This window comes from Micromonospora sp. NBC_01392 (assembly GCF_045040125.1).
GTDB lineage: Bacteria > Actinomycetota > Actinomycetes > Mycobacteriales > Micromonosporaceae > Micromonospora.
The window spans coordinates 917,273-938,555 of sequence record NZ_CP109549.1; the positions used below are offsets into that span (position 1 = coordinate 917,273).

The following is a 21,283-nucleotide window of genomic DNA, read 5'->3' on the forward strand; positions in this document are numbered from 1 at the left end:
GCCGGCCGTCCGCGGCTCAGCCGACGAGCTGGTCGACCCGGGAGAGGACCTGGTCGACCAGCCCGTACTCGCGGGCCTCCTCGGCGGTGAACCAGCGGTCCCGGTCCCAGTCGCGCTGGATCTCCTCCAGCGTGTGCCCGCTGTGCCGGGCGATCAGCTCCTGCATGGTGTGCTTCACGTGCAGCATGTTCTCGGCCTGGATGGTGATGTCGGCGACCGTGCCGCCGAACCCGCCGGACGGCTGGTGCATCATGATCCGCGAGTGCGGCAGCGCGAACCGCTTGCCCGCCGTGCCGGCGCAGAGCAGGAACTGCCCCATCGAGCCGGCCATCCCGAGCGCCAGCGTCGCCACGTCGTTCTTCACCCACCGCATGGTGTCGTAGACGGCCATCCCGGCGCTGACCGAGCCGCCCGGCGAGTTGATGTAGAGGTAGATGTCCCGCTCCGCGTCCTCGGCCGCGAGCAGCAGGATCTGCGCGCAGATCTGGTTGGCCGAGTCGTCGGTGACCTCGGTGCCGAGGAAGATGATCCGTTCCTTGAGTAGCCGCTCGAAGACCCGGTCGCCGAAGACCGGCTGCCCCTCGTCCCGCATCCAGATGCCACTCATGACTGCCCACCTCCGTGACGCCGGTGGGCGGGGGACCGCCCGGCGAGCCGGCGGTCTCCAGCGTCCGCCGGGCGCACCCGCGCGGCCCAGGCTTTCTGCCCCGGGCAGACTCGCCCTCGGCAGAACCGGGTGGGCGCCGCCGGTCGGTGCGGGCCGTACCTCGGTCGTCCGTCGCGGCGCCCGGCGCCACGCCCGGTCGGCGTTCGTCCGGCCCGACCGTGGGCGCTACGCCGCGACCGGCCGCCGTCGGGCCGCGCGGGCCCGGCGCCGGGCCAGCGCCGGTGAGGTACGCGGGCGCGGGCGCGCGGCCGGCGTCGGGATCAGCCAGATCCGGGTGCCGGCGCCGAACAGCTCCGGTGCGTGACCGAGCGGCGGGCCGACCGGCGTGGGGGACCCGCCCATCGGGCGCAGCCTGCCGCCGAGCAGCGGGGTCGGTCGGACCGGGTGGGCGGTGTGCGGCGACGTGACCGGCCGGGCCGGATGCGGCGCGTTCGGGCCGCCCGGGCGTCGGGTGGCGTGCAGGCGGGGCGGGCCGACCCGGAGCTGCGGGCCGCTGCGGGCCGCGGGCACCCGGTCGAGCCGGGCCAGTGGCACCCCGGGACCGACCGGTGTGGGCCGCTCCCGGCGCAGCTCGTCGCGTGCCTCCTCCAGCAGGTCGGCGAGGTGGATGCCGAGCGCCCGGCAGATCGCGGCCAGCACCTCGGAGGAGGCCTCCTTGCGCCCGCGCTCGACCTCGGAGAGGTAGGGCAGGGAGACGCCGGCCGCCTGCGCCACCTCGCGCAACGTGCGGCCCTGACGCAGGCGGATCCGCCGCAGCACCCCGCCGATCACCCGTCGCAGCAACGACATGCCGGCCTCCTCGCGGTCGCCGTTCGCCGACGCTACCCATCATGCCCCGTCCCGGCGGCGTGGGCCGCCCCGGTCGGCCCCCGTAATGCCGACCGGGCCGGGGTCGGTCAACGCCAGACGACCGCCCGGCTGTGGAAGCTCGGCGAGAGGAAGTCCGCCTGGCCGACGATCAGACCGGTGTCGTTGACATTGATCGCGACGCTGCCCACCGCCCCGTCCGGCAGCGGCAGCAGTTGGGAGCCCGCCGTCGGTGAGGGCCAGAGCATCGCCCGGCCGTCGGTGCCGTCGGTGCCGACCACCAGACCCGAGTCGTTGACGGCCTGGGCGGTGGGGGACGCCGAACTGGTGGACAGTCGGCGCATCGTCGTGCCGTCCCAGAAGAAGGCGGCGAACGCGCCGTCCGCGGTCCAGCTGGTGCCGACCACCTGACCGAGATCGTTGATGCCGCTCGCGTCGCTTGTGGGACCGCCGAGGGTGCCGAGCGGCCGGACGACCCCGTTGCGCCACACGAAGGCCTGGTTGACGAACGGCGGGTCGGTCCAGTCCCGGTAGCCGTAGGTGCCGGCGACCGTGCCCGCCTCGTTGACCGCGACGGCGCTCGCACCCGGCGGCGCGTCGATGGTGATCTCGGTGGTGCCGGTGCGGACGAACGCCCGCCGCCCGGCGAAGCTGTCGGTGACGTGATACACGCCGACCACCCGGTCCCCGGCGGTGTCGTACGCGATGGAGAAGATGCCACCGGTGAGGCCGAGGTCCTGGATCTTCCCGTCGACCCAGGCCACGGCATGGCTGCTGCCGTCCGCGGCCTGGGCGGTGCCGACGATGCGGCCCCGCTCGTCGATCGCCTGGGCCTGACTGTTCGGCCCGCCGAGCGTGCCCAGGTCCTCGATCCGCCCGTCCACCCAGCGGACCGCGTGCCAGTAGCCGCTGGCCAGCTCCGCCGACCCGACCACCACCCCGGCCCGGTTGACGTCGTACGCCGTGCTGCCCCGGCCGGTCAGCGACGGCAGCACGACGGCGGTGCGCTTCGCCGTCGGCATCGACGAGGCGGGCGTCGGCGTGCTCGCCACCGCGGGTGAGGGGCCGGCCAGAGCCACCCCGACGACCACGGCCAGCGTGGTCAGTGCCGCACCTGTACGCATCCGACTCCCCCTCGTCACATTCGTCGGGTCGAGTCTCACCCACCGGGGCGTCGACGGATGTGACGAGATCCTTACCGCTTGCGACGTGGGGGCCGGTCCCACGGCCCGCCCGGCCGACTCCCGGCGTACCCGCTATCTTGAGGGCGTGCAGGCGACGGTGGCGGAGCGGGACCGACGGTGATCCATTTTCCCGCGCAACGGCGGGGGCCGCTGAGCGCGCTGAGCCTGCGCCTGCTCGCCGCCCTCGGCCTGGTCTTCGCCACCGTCTTCGTGGTCTGGCTCGACCGCGACGGCTACCGCGACGTCAACGAGGACGGCCTGACGCTGCTCGACTGCTTCTACTACACGGTGGTCTCGCTCTCCACCACCGGGTACGGCGACATCACGCCGGCCAGTCCGTCGGCCCGCCTGATCAACGTCCTGTTCATCACCCCCGCCCGGGTGCTCTTCCTGATCATCCTGGTCGGCACCACCCTGGAAGTCCTGACCGAGCAGTACCGGACCGGCCGTCGCCTGTCGCGGTGGAGGAGATCCGTGAAGGACCACGTCATCATCTGCGGCTACGGCACCAAGGGCCGCAGCGCGGTCTCCGCGCTGCTGGAGAACGGGGCGGACAAGTCCAAGATCGTGGTGGTCGAGCGGAGCGGGCCGGCGCTGCGCCAGGCCACCTCGAACGGGCTGGTGACGATCGAGGGCTCGGCGACCCGCTCGTCGGTGCTGGAGGAGGCGCACATCCGCACCGCCAAGGCGGTCATCATCGCGACCGACAGTGACGACGCCTCGGTGCTGGTGGCGTTGACCGTCCGGCAGCTCACCGCCGGTCAGGTGCGGATCATCGCGGCGGTCCGGGAGGCGGAGAACGCGCCGCTGCTCAAGCAGAGCGGCGCGCACCACGTGATCGTCTCGTCGGCCACCGCCGGTCGGCTGCTCGGCCTCTCCACCTCGGCCCCGCCCCTGATCGACGTGGTGGAGGACCTGCTCACCCCCGGTCAGGGGATGGCGTTGGCGATGCGCTCGGCCGAGCGCAGTGAGGTGGGTCGCTCGCCGCGTGAGCTGGAGTCGCTTGTCATCGCACTGGTCCGGCGCGGCAAGGTGGTCGCGCTGAACGACCGGGCCGGCGCGGTGATCGAGACCGGCGACATGCTGGTCCACGTCCGCGACGACCGCCCGCAGGCGACCACCACGGCCTGAGCGCTGTCGACCGTCCCGGCCTGACCGGCGCCGGCCCGGTCAGCAGGCGTCCGGGCTCTCCGTGACCGCTTCGGTGCAGGTCGGGGCGCAGCCCTGGCTGGCCCGCCGGAGCAGGTCGTAGAGCAGGTCCCGCTCGTCGGGCGCCAGCGCGCCGAGCACCTCGTCCTCCGCGTCGGCGAGCGCGCACTCGGCCTCGCGGATCCGGGTGTCGCCCGCCCTGGTGAGGCTGACGACGTGCCGCCGGCGGTCGGTCGGGGAGCGACGGCGCTCGACCAGGCCCGCCGACTCCAGGTCGTTGAGCAGCCCGACCACGTTGGTGCCGTCGATCTGGAGCGTGCCGGCCAGCCCCTGCTGGCTGATGTCGCCCGAGTCGCGCAGCACGGTGAGCGCGACCAGGTGTCGGACGCGCAGGCCGAGCGGGGTCAGCACCGATTCCGAGCGCAGCCGCATCCGCCGGGCCAGGTGCTGGAGCAGCGGCCCGGAGCGGCGCTCGTCGGCGGGCTCGGCTGGCATGTGACCCAGTCTACGGCGAACAAGGAACATCGACCTGCTATAAATGGTTCGTGCTACACGAACGATCGATGGAGGAGTAAACGATGGCCCACCTGTTGCACATCGACTCGAGCATCAACGGTGAGCGGTCGGTCAGCCGTCGCCTCACCGCCCGCGCGGCCGACGCCTGGCGTGCCGCCCACCCCGGCGGCACGGTCACCTACCGGGACCTCGGTCAGGACCCGGTGCCGCACCTGGACACCGCCGGCGGTCTCGCCCGGGCGGTGCCGCCCGACCAGCACACGCCCGAGCAGCGCGCGTCCTGGCGGGTGACCGAGGACCTGGTGAGCGAGGTCCTGCGTGCCGACACGATCCTGCTCGGCCTGCCGCTCTACAACTTCGGTCCGCCCAGCAGCGTGAAGGCCTGGGTCGACCACCTGATCGCGCCCGGTCTCGCGCTCGACCCGGCCACCGGCGCCGGGCTGCTCGGCGGTCGCGAGTTCATCGTGTTCGGCACCCGGGGCGGCGGCTACGGCGCGGGCACCCCGCGCGCCGGCTGGGACCACGCCGAGCCCTGGCTGCCGCACGGACTGTCGCGCACCGGCCTGGAGCCGCGGTTCATCTCGGCCGAGCTGACGCTGGCCCCGGTCAACCCGGCGATGGCCGAGCTGGTCCCGCTGCACGAGGCGAGCCTCGCCGCCGCCGAGCGGGCGATCGACGAGCTGTGGGTGCCGGCGGCCGTCTGACCGGTCCGGAAACCGCGAAAGGGCGGGCCGCCCCCCGGGGACGGCCCGCCCTGACGGACGCGCGGATCAGGGCGGAGTTACATGATCGTCCAGGTGTCACCGCTGCCGAGCAGCGCCGAGAGCTGCTGCTCCGGGGTCTGGTCGACGCTCGCCCGCGCGGACGCGACCTGCTCCTGCACCACGCTGTCGTAGGAGGGCCGGTCCACCGACCGGAACACCCCGAGCGGCGTGTTGCGCAGATCCAGCCCGGGCAGCCGGGACAGCGCGAACGCGTACGCCGGGTCGGCGACCGTGACGTCGTGCACCACGATCTGGTCCGCCGGGGTGGCCGCGGTCTCCCGCACCTCCAGCCCGAAGCCGCCCGGCGGGTGGACGACACAGAACTGCCCGTCGGTGCCGAACGTGATCGGCTGCCCGTGCTCCAGCCGGATCAGGTAGTCGTCCCGGGTGGTCGGCTCCTTCAACGGCTCGAACGCGCCGTCGTTGAAGATGTTGCAGTTCTGGTAGATCTCCACGAACGCCGAGCCCTTGTGCTCGGCGGCGGCCCGCAGCACCGACTGGAGGTGCTTGCGGTCCGAGTCGAGCGTCCGGGCCACGAACGTGGCCTCGGCGCCGAGCGCCAGCGACAGCGGATTGAACGGGGCGTCCGCGGAACCGACAGGCGTCGACTTGGTGATCTTGCCGACCTCGGAGGTGGGCGAGTACTGGCCCTTGGTCAGCCCGTAGATCCGGTTGTTGAACAGCAGGATCTTCAGGTTGACGTTGCGGCGCAGCGCGTGGATCAGGTGGTTGCCGCCGATGGAGAGCGCGTCGCCGTCACCGGTGACCACCCAGACCGACAGGTCCGGCCGGGACACCGACAGGCCGGTGGCGATCGCCGGGGCGCGACCGTGGATCGAGTGCATGCCGTACGTGTTCATGTAGTACGGGAAGCGGGACGAACAGCCGATGCCCGAGACGAAGACGATGTTCTCCCGGGGGATGTTCAGCTCCGGCATGAAGCCCTGCACCGCGGCCAGGACGGCGTAGTCGCCGCAGCCGGGGCACCAACGCACCTCCTGGTCGGACTTGAAGTCCTTGGCGGTGAGCTTCAGGGCGACGGGCTCAGACATTCTTCAGGACCTCTTCCAGCATCGTCTCCAGCTCCGCGGCGGTGAACGGCAGGCCGCGGACCTGGTTGTAGCCGATCGCGTCGACCAGGTACTTCGCCCGGATCACGTGGGCGAGCTGGCCGAGGTTCATCTCGGGAACGACCACCCGGTCGTAGGAGCGCAGCACCTCGCCGAGGTTGGCCGGCATCGGGGCCAGGTGCCGCAGGTGCGCCTGGGCCACCGGCAGCCCGCGCTGGCGCAGCCCCCGGCAGGCCGCGCCGATCGGGCCGTACGTCGAGCCCCAGCCCAGCACCAGCACCCGGGCGTCGCCGTCCGGGTCCTCGACCTCCACGTCCGGCACCGGGATGGTCTCGATCCGGGCCGCCCGGGTCCGCACCATGAAGTCGTGGTTCGTCGGGTCGTACGAGATGTCGCCGGTCTTGTCGGCCTTCTCCAGGCCGCCGATCCGGTGCTCCAGCCCCGGCGTGCCGGGCACCGCCCACGGGCGGGCCAGCGTCTGCGGGTCGCGCAGGTAGGGCAGGAACGTGGTGCCGTCCTCGCCGTTGGGCCGGGTGGCGAACTCCACCCGCAGGTCGGGCAGGGAGTCCACGTCCGGCAGCAGCCACGGCTCGGAGCCGTTGGCCACGTAGTTGTCGGAGAGCAGGATCACCGGCGTGCGGTAGGTCAGCGCGATCCGCGCCGCCTCCAGCGCGGCGTGGAAGCAGTCCGACGGCGACTTCGGCGCGATCACCGCGACCGGCGCCTCACCGTGCCGGCCGTACAGCGCCATGTTCAGGTCGGCCTGCTCGGTCTTGGTGGGCATGCCGGTGGACGGCCCGGCCCGCTGCACGTCGACGATGACCAGCGGCAGCTCCAGCGCCACCGCCAGGGAGATCGTCTCGCTCTTCAGCGCCACGCCCGGCCCGCTGGTGGTGGTGATGCCGAGCGAGCCGCCGTACGACGCGCCCAGCGCCGCGCCGACCGCGGCGATCTCGTCCTCGGCCTGCATGGTGACCACGCCGAACTTCTTGTGCTTGCTCAGTTCGTGCAGGATGTCCGAGGCCGGGGTGATCGGGTACGCGCCGAGGAACACCGGCAGCCCGGAGCGCACCCCGGCGGCCACCAGGCCCAGCGACAGCGCCGCGTTGCCGGTGATGTTGCGGTACGTGCCGGGCGGCATCTTCGCCGGCTTGACCTCGTACCGGACGGAGAAGTCCTCGGTGGTCTCGCCGAAGTTCCAGCCGGCCCGGAACGCGGCCACGTTCGCCGCCACCAGCTCCGGCCGGCGGGCGAACTTGCGCTCCAGGAACCGCAGCGTCGACTCGTACGGCCGGGAGTACATCCAGCTCAGCAGCCCGAGCGCGAACATGTTCTTGGCCCGCTCGGCGTCCTTCTTGGACACCGTCAGCTCGGCCAGCGCACCGATCGTCATCGAGGTGAGCGCGACCGGGTGCACCGCGTAGCCGTCGAGCGTGTCGTCGTCCAGCGGGTTGGTCGCGTAGCCCACCTTGGCCAGGTTGCGGCGGGTGAACTCGTCGGTGTTGACGATGATGTCCGCCCCGCGCGGCAGGTCGGCCAGGTTGGCCTTGAGCGCGGCCGGGTTCATCGCCACCAGCACGTTCGGCGCGTCGCCGGGGGTCAGGATGTCGTAGTCGGCGAAGTGCACCTGGAAGCTCGACACGCCCGGCAGCGTGCCGGCGGGCGCGCGGATCTCGGCCGGGAAGTTGGGCAACGTGGAGATGTCGTTGCCCAACTGTGCCGTCTCCGAGGTGAACCGGTCGCCGGTGAGCTGCATGCCGTCGCCGGAGTCGCCGGCGAACCGGATGACCACCCGGTCCAGTTGACGGATCTGCTTGGTCACGCCCGCACCTCGCTTCGCTGAGCGCCGTCGCCCTCGTCGACGCGGCCCGCTCCGTTTCTCACCGTCAGAGCCTACGTCGTACGGTTAGGGCCGCCTTGGTGGTGGTCCGACGGGTGAGACCCGAACGGGCTGCTGTATGCCCTGATTAGGGACGGTTAGTACCGCCGACCGTAATCCAGATCACCGCGCCGCGCGGCTCACCGCTCCGTGGTCGGCTCCGGCACGGTGATGTCGCTGCGGCGTCGCAGCGAGCGCGTGGCCAGCGTCAACGCGAAAACGACGAGCAACGCCGACATGATGATCAAGGCAATGGCGATTCCTCGGGCCGGGCCGTCGCCGGAATCGGACCGCTCCGACGCAGTCAGCACTCCCTGAGAACCCGTGGGCGTGGGCGCCCCCGCCACCGGCGTGGACTGCGCCGCCGCCGCACTGATCCGGAAGCTCATCTGCACCTGTCGGTCCCGCCCGCTGCGCGGGTCCAACCGGCCGATCACCGCGCCGGCGAGCGGGGCCATGCGCTGGGCCTCCGCCGACGCGGTCACCGGCAGGCGCAGCGTCGCGGTCCGGCCGGCCGGCAGCGTGCCCAGCTCGCACCGGGTCCGGTCCGGGGCCACCGGGGCGCAGGCGTTCCCGGTGTCGCTCACCGTCACCCCGCCCGGGAGGAGCACCTCCACCCGTCCGGCGGCGTCCACCTCGCCGGTGTTGCCCAGCCGTACGGTGAGCGTGCTCGGCGCGCCGCTGATGTCGAAGAGGACCTCGTCGGCGCGGAGCGAGATGCCGGGCACCGGCGGGCCGGGCGGGAACAGCACCGCGAAGCCCTCGTCGTCGTACGCCGCCCCGGCGACGCCGGGCGCGACGGCGGTGACCTGGACCGATCCGCTCAGCGGCATGGTCTGCCAGGCGTCCCCGGCGACCCGGACCCGGATGGTGGCGCTGAACCGGGCGTCGGGCGCGACGGTCCACCCGCCGCAGCGGTGGTTGCCGCCTCCGGCGTCGACGCAACCCGGCGTGCCGCCGTCGACCAGCCCGGCCGGCAACGAGTAGCCGAGGCTGATCTGCTCCTCACGTCCACCGGTGTTGGTCACCGTCACCCGCAGCGTGGCCACCGTGCTGTCGGCGTTCCAGTAGTCCGGCGTCAGCGCCAGGTCGCCGGTGCTGACCTGCACCCCCAGCGGCCCGCCGGCGGCCTGGGTGGGCGGTGGCGGCGGGGGCTTGACGGGCGGCCCGACCGGCGGCGGGGCCGGTGCGGTGGTGGTGGCCGGCGCGGTGGTGGCGGGCGGGGCCGGCGCGGTGGTGGTCGGCGGGGGCGGCGCGGTGGTGACCGGCGGCGGGGGCGTGGTGGGCGGCGGGGCCTCCTCCGTCGGCGGCGCCGTGGTCGGGGCCGGCGCGGTGGTGGTCGCGTCCCCGGTCGGCGTCGGCTCGGTCGGGTCGCCGGGGTCGCCGCCCGGGTCGCCCGGGTCGCCCGGCGCGCCCGGGTCGGCCACCCGGACCACCCCGGCCGCGGCGGCGGCGGGGGTGACCGCGGCCCATCCCGGCGCCACCACGGCGACCGCCGCGGCCGCGGCGATCAGCGCGGGCGCGAACAGCGCGAGGGTACGGCGAGGCGTGACCCGGTGGGCAGGCCGGACGCGGGGGCGGGTCATCTGTCCTCCGGGGACGTTTCAACGAGGTCTCATTATTCGGGGACGGTTGCCCTCCGGCACTAGTCCCGCCAGGAAACGAATTCGTAACGTGTCCGAGACGTCTCGACGGGACCGGTACGCTCCGGGTCGTGACCGGATACCTCGGCTCGTACGCCACGCTCGGTCTTTTGCTGCTCGCCGCCGTGCTCTTCTTCCTGACGGCGTTCTCGGCGAACCGGATGTTACGTCCGGCCCGACCGGCGGAGCCATGGGGCAAGCGGGCCACGTACGAGTGCGGGCTCGACCCGGTCGGCGGCGACTGGGCCCAGATGCAGATCCGCTACTACGTCTACGCGTACCTCTATGTCCTGTTCGCGGTGGAGGCGGTCTTCCTCTTCCCGTGGGCGCTGGTCTTCGACCGGCCCGGCTTCGGGGCGACCACGGTGGTGGAGATGGGCGTCTTCGTGGCGATCGTGGCGCTCGGCATCCTCTACGCCTGGCGGCGCGGCGTGCTGCGCTGGACCTGACCCCTAGGCCAGCCCGCGCCGGGTCGCCGCCGGCGGCCGGTCCCCCCGGATCGACGCCACCATGTCGAGCACCCGACGGGTCGGGCGGACCTGGTGGGCGCGGAACACCCGGGCGCCGAGCCAGGCCGAGACCGCGGTGGCGGCGAGCGTCCCCTCCAGTCGTTCCGGCACCGGCAGGTCCAGCGTCTCGCCGATGAAGTCCTTGTTCGACAGCGCCACCAGCAGCGGCCAACCGGTGTCGGTCAACTCGGCCAGCCGCCGGGTGATCTCCAGCGAGTGCCGGGTGTTCTTGCCGAAGTCGTGCGCCGGGTCGATCAGGATGCCGTCCCGGCGTACCCCCAGCCCGACCGCGCGTTCCGCCAGCCCGGTGACGGTGTCGAGCACGTCGGTCACCACGTCGTCGAAGGCCGCCCGGTGCGGCCGGGTACGCGGGGCCAGCCCACCGGCGTGCGAGCAGACCAGCCCGGCGCCGGTCGCCGCGGCGACCCGGGCCAGTGCCGGGTCCGCCCCCGACCAGGTGTCGTTGAGCAGGTCCGCGCCGGCCGCGACCGCCTCCACCGCCACCTCCGCCCGCCAGGTGTCGATCGAGACGACCACGTCGGGAAAGGCGGCCCGGACCGCGGCGATGGTGTCCACCGTGCGGCGGATCTCCTCGGCCACGTCGACCTCGTCGCCGGGCCCGGCCTTCACCCCGCCGATGTCGATGATCTCCGCGCCCTCGGTCACCGCCCGCTCGACCGCTCGCAGCGCGCTGTCCCGGGCGAACGTGGCGCCCCGGTCGAAGAACGAGTCCGGGGTGCGGTTCACGATCGCCATCACCACCAGCTCACCCGGGGCGAAGGCCCGTCCACCGAGCCGCAACATCCCGGTCATCCCCGCCTCCTCGTCCCCGTCCCCGTACCACCGTCGCACCCTCGCACGTCCCCCGCGGTGCCGCCCCCGGCGCCGCTCCGAGATCTTGGTACGGCACGGACCCGCCGGGGGCACTTTCGTACCAAGATCTTCGGATTTCCTGAAATGTGGAAGGCGGGCGGCGGTCGGGGAGGAACCTCCACCACGCCGGGAGCGCGGGTTTTGCCGACCGGAGGCCGTGGAGGGCTCGCCCGATCCCGGCCCGCATGCCACGATCTCTCCATGGGTGAGGTTCTGCTCCTCTTGGTCGTCGCGCTGACCGTCGCGGCAGTGGTGTTCGGAGTGACGGTGCTCGTCTCCGGGCGGGATCCGGGGCTGGTGCCGGCCGAGCCGGACGGCCGGGCCGTGCCGCTACCGGGTGGCCGCCCGCTCGACGAGTCGGACGTGACCGGGGTCCGGTTCGACACCGCGCTGCGCGGTTACCGGATGGCCCAGGTCGACGTGGCGCTCCGGCGGGCCGCCTACGACATCGGCTACAAGTCCGAGCTGATCGGCGTGCTGGAGGCCGAGAACACCGCACTGCGGGAGGGCCGGACCGAAGAGGCCGACGCCCTGCGCCGGGCGCGCGAGGAGGCCGTCGCCGCCGGGGCCGGGACCGACGAGTCGGCCCTCGATCCGTCGGGCGCCGGTCCGGTGACCATCGACTTGTCGGCGCCGGAGTCGCCGACCGCCGCGACGCCGGCCCGGGACCGGTCCGCCGCCGGGCCGTCGGCCACCGACCCGCTCGTCGCCGGGCAGTCGGCCACCGACCGGTCCGTCGCCGGCCCGGCCGACGGCCGGTCCGCCGGAAGCCGACCGGCAGCCGTGACCGGAGCCCGCTACGGGACGGCCGAGGCGGGCGTGGCGGAGGCGCCGGCCGCCGCCGCGGTCGAGGACACCACGTCCCCGGCCGGTGGGATCACCGCCGGGCCGGCCGGCGCGAGCGCGGACGACAGCGACGCGGACGACAGCGACGCGGACGACCGGGCACGTGGGCCGGTGGCCCGCTCGGAGCCGGCGTGACCGGCGCGGAGGGTTCCGCAGGCTTCGCCGAGGCGGCCCAGCCGGGTGCCGCCGAGGTCACCGCCACGGTGATCGTCGACGCGCCGGCGGAGCGCGTCTTCGCGGCGCTGACCGCGTGGGAACGGCAGTCGGACTGGATCCCGTTCACCACGGTCCGGGTGGTCGAGGGCGACGGCGGCGAGGGCAGCCTGGTCGAGGCGGTCACCGCGGTCGGCCCGGCCGTGCTCCGCGACGAGATGCGGGTGGTGCGCGTCGACGCGCCGTACGAGGTCGGCGTGGTGCACTGCGGCAAGCTGCTGCGCGGCCCCGGCGTGCTGCGGTGCACCCCGATGGACCGGGAGCGCACCCAGGTGGTCTGGCACGAGTGGTTCCACCTGCCGGGCGGGACGGCGGGCCGGGTGGCCTGGCCGGTGCTCTGGCCCGGCTCGAAGTTCGGCCTGACCCAGGCGCTGAAGAGGTTCGCCCGGCTGGTCGAGCAGGGCCGCCTGCCCTGACCGTGGCGTGCCGGCGGAGTCGGTGGGTCGCACTACCCTGTGCGGCGTGACTGACCTGGTGACCGGCCCGGACGGGCTGCCCCGTTGCGCCTGGGGGGCGAGCACCCCCGACTACGCCGCCTACCACGACGAGGAGTGGGGTCGGCCGCTGCGCGGCGACGACGCGCTCTACGAGCGGCTCACCCTGGAGGCGTTCCAGTCCGGCCTGTCCTGGCTGACCATCCTGCGCAAGCGGCCGGCGTTCCGGCTCGCCTTCGACGGGTTCCGGATCGAGTCGGTCGCCGGCTACGGCGAGGCCGAGACGGCTCGGCTGCTGGCCGACGCCGGGATCGTCCGCAACCGGGCCAAGATCGAGGCGGCGATCGCCAACGCCCGCGCCGCGCTGGAGCTGCCCGAGGGGCTCTCCGCGTTGCTCTGGTCGTTCGCGCCTCCGCCCCGACCGGCGCGCCCCCGCTCGTTCGACTCCGTGCCGGCGCTCACCCCGGCGTCCACCGCGATGGCCAAGGCGCTCAAGAAGCGCGGCTTCCGCTTCGTCGGCCCGACCACCGCGTACGCGTTGATGCAGGCCACCGGCATGGTGGACGATCACCTCGCCGGATGTCACGCCGGTGGTGACCGGGCCGGGGTCTGACGACGCGGCGTGATGGGATTGGGGCATGACCGACACCGAGCCACGGACGAGCGGGACGACCGACGCCGACACCACGCCGGGCGCCTGGGCGGTGCTGCTGCCCGCCGAGCGCTACCAGGCCGAGCGGTTGGTGCACCACGACGTGCTGGAGCTGACCGGGTTGCCGGGGGCGGCCCGGCCGCGCCCGGGTGACCGGGTGGCGGTGCTGGTCGAGGAGCCGCTGCGGCTGGTGGCGCTCGGCCGGGTGACGCGCCCCGGCGCCGAGGGCCGGGAGGATCCGGACGACCCCCAGTCCGACCCGGCGGCCGGCGCGCTCGTGGTGACGTACACCCGTCGGGCGCTCGACGAGCCGGTGCCGGTCGACGGCCCGGCCCCGGACGGCCCGGTCGCCGCGCTCGACCCGGCGCGCTGGCGGGCGCTGGCCGACCGGCTCGGTCCGCCGCCGGCTCGGCGTACCTGGCTGGTCAGCCTCGACCTGCCGATCGAGGCGGCCACGCGGGCCGAGGCGGTCCGGATCTTCTGGTCCTACGTGCAGGAGCTGGGCCCGCGTGAGTTGCCGGCGTTCGTCTCGCCGGCCGGCGACGAGTTGGCCATGCAGGCGTTCGTGCTCGGCGTCGAGGCCAACCAGGACCCGGAGGAGGACGACTGAGCCTCAGCGCCCCTCGAAGACCGGCTTCTGCTTGTTGACGAACGCCATCGTGGCGGCCCGGTGGTCGGCGGTGCCGCCGCAGATGGCCTGCGCCTGCGCCTCGGCGGCCAACGCGTCGGCGAGCGTGCCGGCGTCGGCGATGGAGAGCTGACGCTTGATCGCCCCGTACGCGACGGTCGGGCCGGCGGCGAGCCGGACGGCCAGCTCCTGCGCGGCCGGGAGCACCTGCTCGTCGTCGTCCACCAACCGGGTGAGCAGGCCCAGCCGGCAGGCGTCCTCGGCGCCGACCGGCTCGGCGAGCATGAGCAGCTCGACCGCCTTGGCGTGGCCGACCAGCCGGGGCAGCGTCCAGGAGGCCCCGGTGTCGGCGGCGAGCCCGACCCCGGCGAACGCCATCAGGAACCGCGTCTTCGGGCCGCCGATGCGGAAGTCGGCCAGGAACGCCAGCGAGGCGCCGGCCCCGGCGGCCATCCCACGCACCGCGGCGACCACCGGCTTGGGCAGGTTGGCCAGCCGGGCGGCGATCGGGTTGTAGTGCGCCCGCACGGTGGCGAGCGGGTCGGCGTCCGCCGACTCCAGCGTCTGCACGTGCTCCCGCAGGTCCTGCCCGGCGCTGAACGAGCCGCCCGCGCCGGCCAGCACGACCGCCCGGCAGGAGCGGTCGGTCTCCAACTCGGCCAGCGTCTCCCGGAGCGCCTCCTTGAGCGCCACGTCGAGCGAGTTCATCGCCGTCGGGCGGTTCAGCGTCAGGGTGACGACGGCGTCGGTGCGGTCGACGAGCAGCGGCTCGGTCACGTTTCTAACGACCCTTCTGTCGGGCGAGGCGGTGGCTGGCGTCGAGGCACTGCTCGACGTACCGGTCGGCGGCCGGCCGGAGCCGGGCCGCGTGCCGGTCGAAGAACCCGGCCGCGCTGGTGCCCGGCCAGCGCTCGGGGAGCAGCGCGGGGGGCAACTGCGGGTCCCGGAACAGGAAGGTACGCCACGCGTGCACGAGCCGGAACCGGGCCGCGTACGCCTCCTCGTCGCTGCTGCGGACCGTGACGCCGGACAGCAGCGGCTTCTGTTCGGCGACGAAGCGTTCGTACGCCCGGCCGATCTCGACCAGGTCCCAGGCCCGGCGGACCACGCCCATGGCGCCCGGGGTGCCGGCGGCGTGCGCGGCGGTGAACCGTTCGAAGCGCACGCCCGCCTCGGCGAGCAGCAGGTCGACGTCCTCGCCGGGGCGGGTGGCCACCCAGGTGCAGTCGTCGAGTGTGCCGTAGCCGAGGAAGGTGAGGTTGGCGGCGAGCCGCTGCCGGTCCCGGCGGGAGGCGGGCGCCGTGAGGACGAGAAGATCGAACCGTCCGTCCCAACTGTGCCGACCGGTCCGGTAGATCCGGGAGGCCGCCTCGTCGAGTCGACGACCCGCTTTCGGGGTGATCGAATATCCCGGTCCGGAGGCGAGCCGGAGTGGTTCCAGCCAGCCCTGACGGACCATCCGGGACACCGCGGTGCGTACCGCCGGTGGGGCGATCCCGAGCGGCGCCAGCAGCTTGACCAGGGCGGCGACCGGTGCACGGCCACCCCGGACGCGGAGGTGGTCGCCGTACAGGTCGAAGAGTGCCGACCGTGCCTGCATGACCGCACATTGTGACAGGCCTACCCAAGATAAGCTAGATGCTGTTACATCAATGCTGCTTCGGTTTGGGTCCGGCGGTGTTCATCAGGGAAAATCGTTGGTCGACGCCTCCGCGACTGTTGCGGGTGCGATGGCGAAGTGGCTGTGGGGCAACCCACCGACCCTGGCGTAGGTCTGAGGGGAGACAACATGGCGGCGATGAAGCCGCGGACGGGCGACGGTCCGCTGGAAGTCACCAAGGAGGGCCGGGGCATCGTCATGCGGGTCCCGCTGGAGGGTGGTGGCCGGCTCGTCGTCGAGATGACTCCCGACGAGGCCACCGCGCTGGGTGACGCGCTGAAGGCGGCCGCCGGCTGATTCGAGGAGCAGGCCGCGTGGTGTCCCACCGCGCGGACGGTTCGTCCTACCCTGAGCCACCGGCTTGCCCGGTGGCTCAGGGCCTTCCTCGGCCGGTAAGCGGCAACGCGTCCCGCTTAGAGCGTTTTCGGAGGTACGGTCCAGCGTGCTGGCCATTCGTCTGGTGAGCGGGTCCACGCGACCCGACGCCCTCGTCCTGCCCATCCGTCCCGGTGGGCCGGACGCCCCGCCGACGTTGGTCCCGACCGCCGTCCCGCCCGATGACGACGTCCGGGCCGCCGCGACCGCGCTGCTGCCCGCCGCCCGCCTCACCGGCGCGGCCGGCGAGATCCGCGAACATCTGCGTCCCGGCGAGGCCCCGAGCCGGCTCTGGCTGCTCGGCGTCGGCGACGGCGACGAGGCGGGCTGGCGCTCCGCCGGGGCCGCGCTGGCCCGTGCCGGCAAGGATGAGACGCAGATCACGATTTCGGTTCCGGACGGGTCCGGGTCGGCGCTGCGCGGCCTGGCCGAGGGGCTGCTGCTCGGCTCCTACCGGTTCCGGCTCACCGAGGCCGGCGCGCAACCCGCCCTGGCCCGGGTGGACGTGCTGGTGGCCGACCCGGACGCGCTCGCCGACACGCTGGCCGCGGCCCGGGTCACCGCCGAGATGACCCGGCTGGCCCGCGACCTGACCAACACCCCGTCCTCCACCAAACATCCGGCGTGGTTCGCCGACCAGGTGGCCGACGCCGCCGCCGACCGCCCCGACCTGCACCTGCACGTGCGTGGCCCGGAGGAGCTGTCGGCCGAGGGCTTCGGCGGCATCCTGGCCGTCGGCGGCGGCTCCGTCCAGGGGCCGCGCCTGGTCGAACTGGACTGGCGGCCGGCCGGCGCGCGTACCCACGTGGTGCTGGTGGGCAAGGGCATCACGTTCGACACCGGCGGCATCTCGATCAAGCCGGTGCCGGCCATGAAACTCATGCGCAAGGACATGGCCGGCGCTGCCGCCGTGGTCGCCGCCACGCTGGGCGCCGCCACGCTGCGCCTGCCGGTCCGGATCACCACGCTGGCCCCGCTGGCCGAGAACATGGTCAGCGGCTCCGCGTTCCGCCCCGGCGACGTGATCCGGCACTACGGCGGGCTGACCAGCGAGAGCACCAACTCCGACGCCGAGGGGCGGCTGGTGCTCGCCGACGCGATGGCGTACGCGGTCCGGGAACTGAAGCCCGACCTGCTCGTCGACCTGGCCACCCTGACCGGGGCGAACGCGGTCGCCCTGGGCAAGCGGCACGCCGCGCTCTACGCCGAGAACGACGACCTGGCCACCGACCTGCTGGCCGCGATCAGCGCGGCCGGCGAGCGGGCCTGGCGGATGCCGCTCGCCGACGACTACCTGGAATACCTCGCCAGCGACGTCGCCGACCTGCACAGCTCCCCGGCCCGGGGCGCCGGCTCCGTGGTGGCCGCGCTCTTCCTCCGCGAGTTCACCGGCGACCTGCGGGACCGCTGGGCGCACCTGGACATGTCCGCCCCGTCCTGGTCCGACGACGTGCACGGCGAACTGACCAGGGGCGCCACCGGCTGGGGCGTACGCGGGTTGCTGCGCTGGCTGGCGACGTTGGGCTGAGCGGGCGGCGTCAGCTCTTCACCGCGGCGAGCAGCCCGTGGCCGACCGGCAGCAGCGCGGGCACCCAGTGCTCCGACTCGCGGATCGCCTTGATGGTCTCCCGCACCGTCACCGTCTCCATGTCCCGCGCGGCCGGGTCACCGATCCGGCCGGCGGCCAGCGCGCCGTTGAGCGCGAGCACCCCGCCGGGGCGCAGCAGCCGCAGCGCCGCGTCCACGTACGCCGCGAAGCCGGGCCCCGGCGCGTCCGCGAAGACCAGGTCGTAGACACCGTCCGCGAGACGCGGCAGCACGTCGAGCGCCCGACCGGTGATGATCCGGGTACGCCCCGACGGGAAGCCCGCCTCCTGGAACAGCCGCCGGGCGATGCGCTGGTATTCCACCTCCACGTCGATCGTGGTGAGCACGCCGTCGGGGCGCATACCGCGCAGCAGCCACACGCCGCTGACCCCGGTGCCGGTGCCGATCTCCACCACCGCGCGGGCGTTGCCGGCGGCGGCGAGCAGGCGCAGCGCGGCACCGGCACCGGACGTCACCGCCTCCACACCCACCTCGTGGGCGAGGGCGCGGGCCGTGCGCAGCACGATGTCCTCGGTGACGTACGACTCGGCGAACTGCAACGCCTGGGCCGTCGAACCGCCGGGACCGGCGACCGTGGCGATGGGGCACCTCCTGGGGGGCGGGGCTGGTGCGAGGGGTCGGTTGGCACTGTGAGCGTAGAGGCGAGCCGGTACGCGCGCAGCCGCGAGTCGGCCCTCGGGCGATCACGGGCGGCAACCCCTGACTCCACCCGGGGCATCCGTGCAATCCTGGATGGGTCCCGCGCGTCTCGATCGTCCGGCTCCGCCGGCGTCGGCGCGGGACGCGCGGGACGAATGTGGGAGGCACGGACGTGACCGACGGCTGGGACTGGCGCCGGCCCGGCGGCTCGGGCGCACCGGCGGGAGGGCCGGTGCCCGGGCAGCCACCGCCGAGCGCCGGGGGTGGCACGACGTCGCCCTGGTGGTCCGACGCGCTGGCCGACCCGTGGCGGGACCCGTACGCGCCCGCGGCCGTGGTGGTCCCGGCCACCGCGCCCACCGGGGCGGGTGAACCGGAGCCGGTCACCGACCCGGACGCGCCGACCCGGCCGGGGCTGCGTCAGGTGGTGTTGATCTCGCTGATCACCGCGCTGCTGGCCGGCTCACTGGGCAGCGCCCTGACCTACGCCTTCCTGGGCGGCGGCGCCGTGTCGACGCTGGGCGCGCAGGCCGGGCAGGCCCCGGCGCTCGCCCAGCGCAAGCCGGAGTCGCTGGCCGGGGTCGCCGAGCGGGTGCTGCCCAGCGTGGTCACCATCCGGGTGGCCAGTCTCGGCGGCACCAGCGAGGGCTCCGGCTTCGTGGTGAGCACCGACGGGCACATCGTCACCAACGACCACGTGGTCGCGGACGGCCCGGGCAAGGCCACGGTGGTGTTCAACGACGGCAGCACCGCCGCCGCCACGGTGGTCGGGCAGGACCCGGAGTCGGACATCGCGGTCATCAAGGTCACCCGCAGCGGGCTGACGCCGGTGCAGTTCGGCGACTCGGACGCGCTCGCGGTGGGCGACCCGGTGCTCGCCATGGGTTCGCCGCTGTCGCTGGCCAACACCGTCACCGCCGGCATCGTCAGCGCGCTGGACCGCACCATGCAGGCGGGCGAGCCGGGCGGCCCGACCCGCTACTACGCGGCGATCCAGACCGACGCCGCGGTCAACCACGGCAACTCCGGCGGCCCGCTGGTGGACGGGGCGGGCCGGGTGGTCGGCGTGAACTCGACGATCAAGTCGCTGGTGGCCGACGGGCAGGAGGCCGGCAACATCGGGCTCGCCTTCGCCATCCCGATCAACCAGGCCAAGCGCGTCACCGAGGAGATCATCGGCACCGGCAAGGCCCGGCGTACGGTGATCGGCGCCTCGGTGGGCGGCACCGGCGCCACCGGCGGCGGGGTGCGGCTCAACGCCGTCGAGCCGGCCGGTCCGGCGGCGGCGGCCGGGATGCGTACCGGGGACGTGGTGCTCCGGCTGGACAAGCACCCGATGACCGACCCGACCGACCTGGTGGCGCTGGTGCGCAAGTACGCGCCGGGCTCGGTGGTGACGGTGGAGTACCGGCGCGGCTCGGCCCGGCAGAACACCTCGGTGACGCTCGCCGCGGACGCCAAGTGAGGAGCGGTGACCCCCTCCCGCCGGGCCGCCTTCCGTGCGTAGTCTTGCCCTGACACGGACGAGGAGGCCGGAGTGTTCGAGAACCTGAACTGGTGGGAGATCGGCGCCCTGCTGCTCCTGGCATTGTTGATCTTCGGGGACCGGCTGCCCAACGTGATCAACGACGGCCTGCGGATGGTGCGCAACCTGCGGAACATGGCGCGGAACGCGACCGGAGACCTGAGCCGCGAGCTGGGGACCGACATCCAACTGGAGGACCTGCACCCGAAGGCGTTCATCCGCAAGCACCTGCTCAGCGAGGACGACGAGCAGGCGATCCGGAAGCCTCTGCAGAGCATGTACGACAACCTGCGCTCGGACGTCACCGGCGTGCACGACGAGCTGAAGGACGTGGCCAAGGCGGCGGACCTGCGCACCCCCACCCCTCGCCCGGCGGTGGCGACCCCCACCGCGACCCCCACCACCCCGACCCCGCGCCCGTCCTACGACGACGCCACCTGACCCCGTCCCCACGGGATCCGCGGGGGAGGGGTGAGGGGACGTGGGTCAGCGGCCGGCGGGCTTGAGGCCGAGCGGCTTGCCGAGCAGGGACTCGCGGCGCACGGCGAGCCGGTCGGCCACCTCGAACATGGCCTTCGCGGCCGGCGCGTCCGGCTGGGTCAGCACGATCGGCTGGCCGGCGTCGCCGCCCTCGCGGACCCGGGTGTCCATCGGGATCTGCCCCAGCACCGGCACCTGCGCGCCGATGGTCCGGGTCAGCGACTCGGCCACCGCCGCGCCACCGCCGGCACCGAAGACCTCCATCCGGGAACCGTCCGGCAGTTCGAGCCAGGACATGTTCTCGATCACACCGACCACCCGCTGGTGGGTCTGCAACGCGATGGCGCCGGCCCGCTCGGCCACCTCGGCGGCGGCTGCCTGCGGCGTGGTGACCACCAGGATCTCCGCGTTCGGCAGCAGCTGGGCCACCGAGATCGCGATGTCGCCGGTGCCCGGTGGCAGGTCGAGCAGGAGGACGTCCAGGTCGCCCCAGTAGACGTCGGCGAGGAACTGCTGGAGCGCGCGGTGCAGCATCGGGCCGCGCCAGACCACCGCCGCGTTGCCGGGGGTGAACATGCCGATCGAGATGACCTTCACGCCGTGCGACTGCGGCGGCATGATCATGTCCTCGACCCGGGTCGGCGCGCCGTCGGCGCCGAGCATGCGGGGCACCGAGTGGCCGTAGATGTCGGCGTCCACCACGCCGACCGACAGGCCGCGGGCGGCCAACGCGGCAGCCAGGTTGACCGTGACGCTGGACTTGCCGACGCCGCCCTTGCCGCTGGCCACCGCGTAGACGCGGGTCCGCGAGCCGGGCTGGGCGAACGGGATCACCGGCTCGGCGGTGCCGCCGCCGCGCAGCTTCGACTGCAACTCCTGGCGCTGCTCCGGGCTCATCACCCCGAAGATGATCTCGACGCGGCTCACCCCGGGCACCGCCCCGACCGCGGCGGTGATGTCGGTACGCAGCTTGTCCTTCAGCGGGCAGCCGGCCACGGTGAGCAGCAGCTCCACCCGCACCACGCCGTCGTCGTCCCGCTCCGCGGAGCGGACCATGCCGAGTTCGGTGATCGGCCGGCGGATCTCCGGGTCGTTGACGGTGGCCAGCGCGGCCTGGATCGCGTCGGAGACGGTGCTGACGGGTGCTGACATGCCGGTAATG

23 protein-coding genes are annotated in these 21,283 nt (G+C 73.7%); 11 read left to right on the top strand and 12 right to left on the bottom strand.

Annotated elements, in window-relative coordinates:
• Window positions 1-16: 16 nt before the first annotated feature.
• The 3 genes from OG767_RS04380 to OG767_RS04390 all read right to left on the bottom strand — a co-directional run bounded on the left by OG767_RS04380 (window position 17) and on the right by OG767_RS04390 (window position 2,598).
• Entirely contained in the window at window positions 17-607 is a 591-nt protein-coding gene (locus OG767_RS04380) for an ATP-dependent Clp protease proteolytic subunit (RefSeq protein ID WP_405092267.1), read from the bottom strand.
• A gap of 225 nt (window positions 608-832) precedes the next feature.
• Entirely contained in the window at window positions 833-1,456 is a 624-nt protein-coding gene (locus OG767_RS04385) for a helix-turn-helix domain-containing protein (RefSeq protein WP_405092268.1), read from the bottom strand.
• A 107-nt stretch (window positions 1,457-1,563) separates the two neighbouring features.
• Window positions 1,564-2,598, bottom strand: coding sequence for a hypothetical protein (locus OG767_RS04390; protein WP_405092269.1), 1,035 nt, complete (start codon window positions 2,596-2,598; stop codon window positions 1,564-1,566).
• A gap of 177 nt (window positions 2,599-2,775) precedes the next feature.
• Here OG767_RS04390 and OG767_RS04395 point away from each other — a divergent pair, with 177 nt between their 5' ends.
• The gene (locus OG767_RS04395; protein ID WP_107154879.1) at window positions 2,776-3,789 is read left to right on the top strand and encodes a TrkA family potassium uptake protein; all 1,014 of its coding nucleotides are present in this window, start codon (window positions 2,776-2,778) and stop codon (window positions 3,787-3,789) included.
• Window positions 3,790-3,828: 39 nt separating this feature from the next.
• Here the strand turns inward: OG767_RS04395 and OG767_RS04400 are convergent, their stop codons facing one another.
• Window positions 3,829-4,302 (bottom strand): MarR family winged helix-turn-helix transcriptional regulator, encoded by a 474-nt coding sequence (locus OG767_RS04400; protein ID WP_405092270.1) that lies wholly within the window; start codon window positions 4,300-4,302, stop codon window positions 3,829-3,831.
• 83 nt (window positions 4,303-4,385) lie between these two features.
• Here OG767_RS04400 and OG767_RS04405 point away from each other — a divergent pair, with 83 nt between their 5' ends.
• Window positions 4,386-5,027, top strand: coding sequence for an FMN-dependent NADH-azoreductase (locus OG767_RS04405; protein ID WP_405092271.1), 642 nt, complete (start codon window positions 4,386-4,388; stop codon window positions 5,025-5,027).
• Window positions 5,028-5,104: 77 nt separating this feature from the next.
• Here OG767_RS04405 and OG767_RS04410 read toward each other — a convergent pair whose 3' ends face one another.
• From OG767_RS04410 to OG767_RS04420, 3 genes are all read right to left on the bottom strand, one after another.
• Complete coding sequence (locus OG767_RS04410; RefSeq protein ID WP_405092272.1) at window positions 5,105-6,139, bottom strand: 2-oxoacid:ferredoxin oxidoreductase subunit beta; 1,035 nt, start codon at window positions 6,137-6,139, stop codon at window positions 5,105-5,107.
• Window positions 6,132-7,979, bottom strand: coding sequence for a 2-oxoacid:acceptor oxidoreductase subunit alpha (locus OG767_RS04415; RefSeq protein WP_405092273.1), 1,848 nt, complete (start codon window positions 7,977-7,979; stop codon window positions 6,132-6,134). The genes OG767_RS04410 and OG767_RS04415 overlap by 8 nt, the downstream gene beginning before the upstream one ends.
• Before the next feature lie 197 nt (window positions 7,980-8,176).
• Entirely contained in the window at window positions 8,177-9,622 is a 1,446-nt protein-coding gene (locus OG767_RS04420; protein WP_405092274.1) for a hypothetical protein, read from the bottom strand.
• A 128-nt stretch (window positions 9,623-9,750) separates the two neighbouring features.
• Between OG767_RS04420 and ndhC the strand changes: the two genes are divergently transcribed.
• Window positions 9,751-10,128, top strand: coding sequence for an NADH-quinone oxidoreductase subunit A (gene ndhC, locus OG767_RS04425; protein WP_405092275.1), 378 nt, complete (start codon window positions 9,751-9,753; stop codon window positions 10,126-10,128).
• 3 nt (window positions 10,129-10,131) lie between these two features.
• On the opposite strand, the gene folP is transcribed toward ndhC, so the two are convergent.
• Window positions 10,132-11,001 (bottom strand): dihydropteroate synthase, encoded by an 870-nt coding sequence (folP, locus tag OG767_RS04430; RefSeq protein WP_281943157.1) that lies wholly within the window; start codon window positions 10,999-11,001, stop codon window positions 10,132-10,134.
• Between the two features lie 261 nt (window positions 11,002-11,262).
• On the opposite strand from folP, the gene OG767_RS04435 reads away from it, so the two are divergent.
• From OG767_RS04435 to OG767_RS04450, 4 genes are read left to right on the top strand one after another with little or no spacing between them, the layout of a single operon-like run.
• On the top strand, window positions 11,263-12,042 hold the full coding sequence (locus tag OG767_RS04435) for a DivIVA domain-containing protein (RefSeq protein WP_405092276.1): 780 nt from the start codon (window positions 11,263-11,265) through the stop codon (window positions 12,040-12,042).
• Window positions 12,039-12,536: an SRPBCC family protein gene (locus OG767_RS04440; protein ID WP_405092277.1), complete on the top strand. Its 498-nt coding sequence runs from the start codon at window positions 12,039-12,041 to the stop codon at window positions 12,534-12,536. The genes OG767_RS04435 and OG767_RS04440 overlap by 4 nt, the downstream gene beginning before the upstream one ends.
• A gap of 46 nt (window positions 12,537-12,582) precedes the next feature.
• Complete coding sequence (locus tag OG767_RS04445) at window positions 12,583-13,167, top strand: DNA-3-methyladenine glycosylase I (RefSeq protein ID WP_405092278.1); 585 nt, start codon at window positions 12,583-12,585, stop codon at window positions 13,165-13,167.
• Window positions 13,168-13,192: 25 nt separating this feature from the next.
• Window positions 13,193-13,816 carry a hypothetical protein gene (locus tag OG767_RS04450; RefSeq protein ID WP_405092279.1) on the top strand — a complete coding sequence of 208 codons (624 nt, stop codon included), beginning with the start codon at window positions 13,193-13,195 and terminating at the stop codon, window positions 13,814-13,816.
• Window positions 13,817-13,819: 3 nt separating this feature from the next.
• Here the strand turns inward: OG767_RS04450 and OG767_RS04455 are convergent, their stop codons facing one another.
• Both OG767_RS04455 and OG767_RS04460 read right to left on the bottom strand, forming a co-directional pair.
• Window positions 13,820-14,611 carry an enoyl-CoA hydratase/isomerase family protein gene (locus tag OG767_RS04455; protein ID WP_107154891.1) on the bottom strand — a complete coding sequence of 264 codons (792 nt, stop codon included), beginning with the start codon at window positions 14,609-14,611 and terminating at the stop codon, window positions 13,820-13,822.
• 4 nt (window positions 14,612-14,615) lie between these two features.
• Window positions 14,616-15,434 (bottom strand): PaaX family transcriptional regulator C-terminal domain-containing protein, encoded by an 819-nt coding sequence (locus OG767_RS04460; protein WP_107154892.1) that lies wholly within the window; start codon window positions 15,432-15,434, stop codon window positions 14,616-14,618.
• Window positions 15,435-15,623: 189 nt separating this feature from the next.
• Between OG767_RS04460 and OG767_RS04465 the strand changes: the two genes are divergently transcribed.
• Together OG767_RS04465 and OG767_RS04470 are read left to right on the top strand one after the other, a co-directional pair.
• Window positions 15,624-15,791, top strand: coding sequence for a DUF3117 domain-containing protein (locus tag OG767_RS04465; protein WP_013283866.1), 168 nt, complete (start codon window positions 15,624-15,626; stop codon window positions 15,789-15,791).
• 145 nt (window positions 15,792-15,936) lie between these two features.
• A complete protein-coding gene (locus OG767_RS04470; protein WP_405092280.1) occupies window positions 15,937-17,397 on the top strand; it encodes a leucyl aminopeptidase family protein in 1,461 nt (486 codons plus the stop codon).
• A gap of 10 nt (window positions 17,398-17,407) precedes the next feature.
• Here OG767_RS04470 and OG767_RS04475 read toward each other — a convergent pair whose 3' ends face one another.
• A complete protein-coding gene (locus tag OG767_RS04475; protein WP_281943139.1) occupies window positions 17,408-18,016 on the bottom strand; it encodes an O-methyltransferase in 609 nt (202 codons plus the stop codon).
• Window positions 18,017-18,273: 257 nt separating this feature from the next.
• Here OG767_RS04475 and OG767_RS04480 point away from each other — a divergent pair, with 257 nt between their 5' ends.
• Together OG767_RS04480 and OG767_RS04485 are read left to right on the top strand one after the other, a co-directional pair.
• Entirely contained in the window at window positions 18,274-19,581 is a 1,308-nt protein-coding gene (locus tag OG767_RS04480; protein ID WP_405092281.1) for a S1C family serine protease, read from the top strand.
• Between the two features lie 72 nt (window positions 19,582-19,653).
• The gene (locus OG767_RS04485; RefSeq protein WP_281943135.1) at window positions 19,654-20,082 is read left to right on the top strand and encodes a preprotein translocase subunit TatB; all 429 of its coding nucleotides are present in this window, start codon (window positions 19,654-19,656) and stop codon (window positions 20,080-20,082) included.
• A 45-nt stretch (window positions 20,083-20,127) separates the two neighbouring features.
• Here the strand turns inward: OG767_RS04485 and OG767_RS04490 are convergent, their stop codons facing one another.
• On the bottom strand, window positions 20,128-21,273 hold the full coding sequence (locus tag OG767_RS04490; protein ID WP_281943133.1) for a P-loop NTPase: 1,146 nt from the start codon (window positions 21,271-21,273) through the stop codon (window positions 20,128-20,130).
• Window positions 21,274-21,283 lie beyond the last annotated feature (10 nt).

Bases quoted from the DNA above. Each gene is read 5' to 3' on its own strand.
- OG767_RS04380 (WP_405092267.1), bottom strand. From the start codon at position 607: ATGAGTGGCATCTGGATGCGGGACGAGGGGCAGCCGGTCTTCGGCGAC.
- OG767_RS04385 (WP_405092268.1), bottom strand. From the start codon at position 1,456: ATGTCGTTGCTGCGACGGGTGATCGGCGGGGTGCTGCGGCGGATCCGC.
- OG767_RS04390 (WP_405092269.1), bottom strand. From the start codon at position 2,598: ATGCGTACAGGTGCGGCACTGACCACGCTGGCCGTGGTCGTCGGGGTG.
- OG767_RS04400 (WP_405092270.1), bottom strand. From the start codon at position 4,302: ATGCCAGCCGAGCCCGCCGACGAGCGCCGCTCCGGGCCGCTGCTCCAG.
- OG767_RS04405 (WP_405092271.1), top strand. From the start codon at position 4,386: ATGGCCCACCTGTTGCACATCGACTCGAGCATCAACGGTGAGCGGTCG.
- OG767_RS04410 (WP_405092272.1), bottom strand. From the start codon at position 6,139: ATGTCTGAGCCCGTCGCCCTGAAGCTCACCGCCAAGGACTTCAAGTCC.
- OG767_RS04420 (WP_405092274.1), bottom strand. From the start codon at position 9,622: ATGACCCGCCCCCGCGTCCGGCCTGCCCACCGGGTCACGCCTCGCCGT.
- folP (WP_281943157.1), bottom strand. From the start codon at position 11,001: ATGACCGGGATGTTGCGGCTCGGTGGACGGGCCTTCGCCCCGGGTGAG.
- OG767_RS04435 (WP_405092276.1), top strand. From the start codon at position 11,263: ATGGGTGAGGTTCTGCTCCTCTTGGTCGTCGCGCTGACCGTCGCGGCA.
- OG767_RS04450 (WP_405092279.1), top strand. From the start codon at position 13,193: ATGACCGACACCGAGCCACGGACGAGCGGGACGACCGACGCCGACACC.
- OG767_RS04460 (WP_107154892.1), bottom strand. From the start codon at position 15,434: ATGCAGGCACGGTCGGCACTCTTCGACCTGTACGGCGACCACCTCCGC.
- OG767_RS04465 (WP_013283866.1), top strand. From the start codon at position 15,624: ATGGCGGCGATGAAGCCGCGGACGGGCGACGGTCCGCTGGAAGTCACC.
- OG767_RS04490 (WP_281943133.1), bottom strand. From the start codon at position 21,273: ATGTCAGCACCCGTCAGCACCGTCTCCGACGCGATCCAGGCCGCGCTG.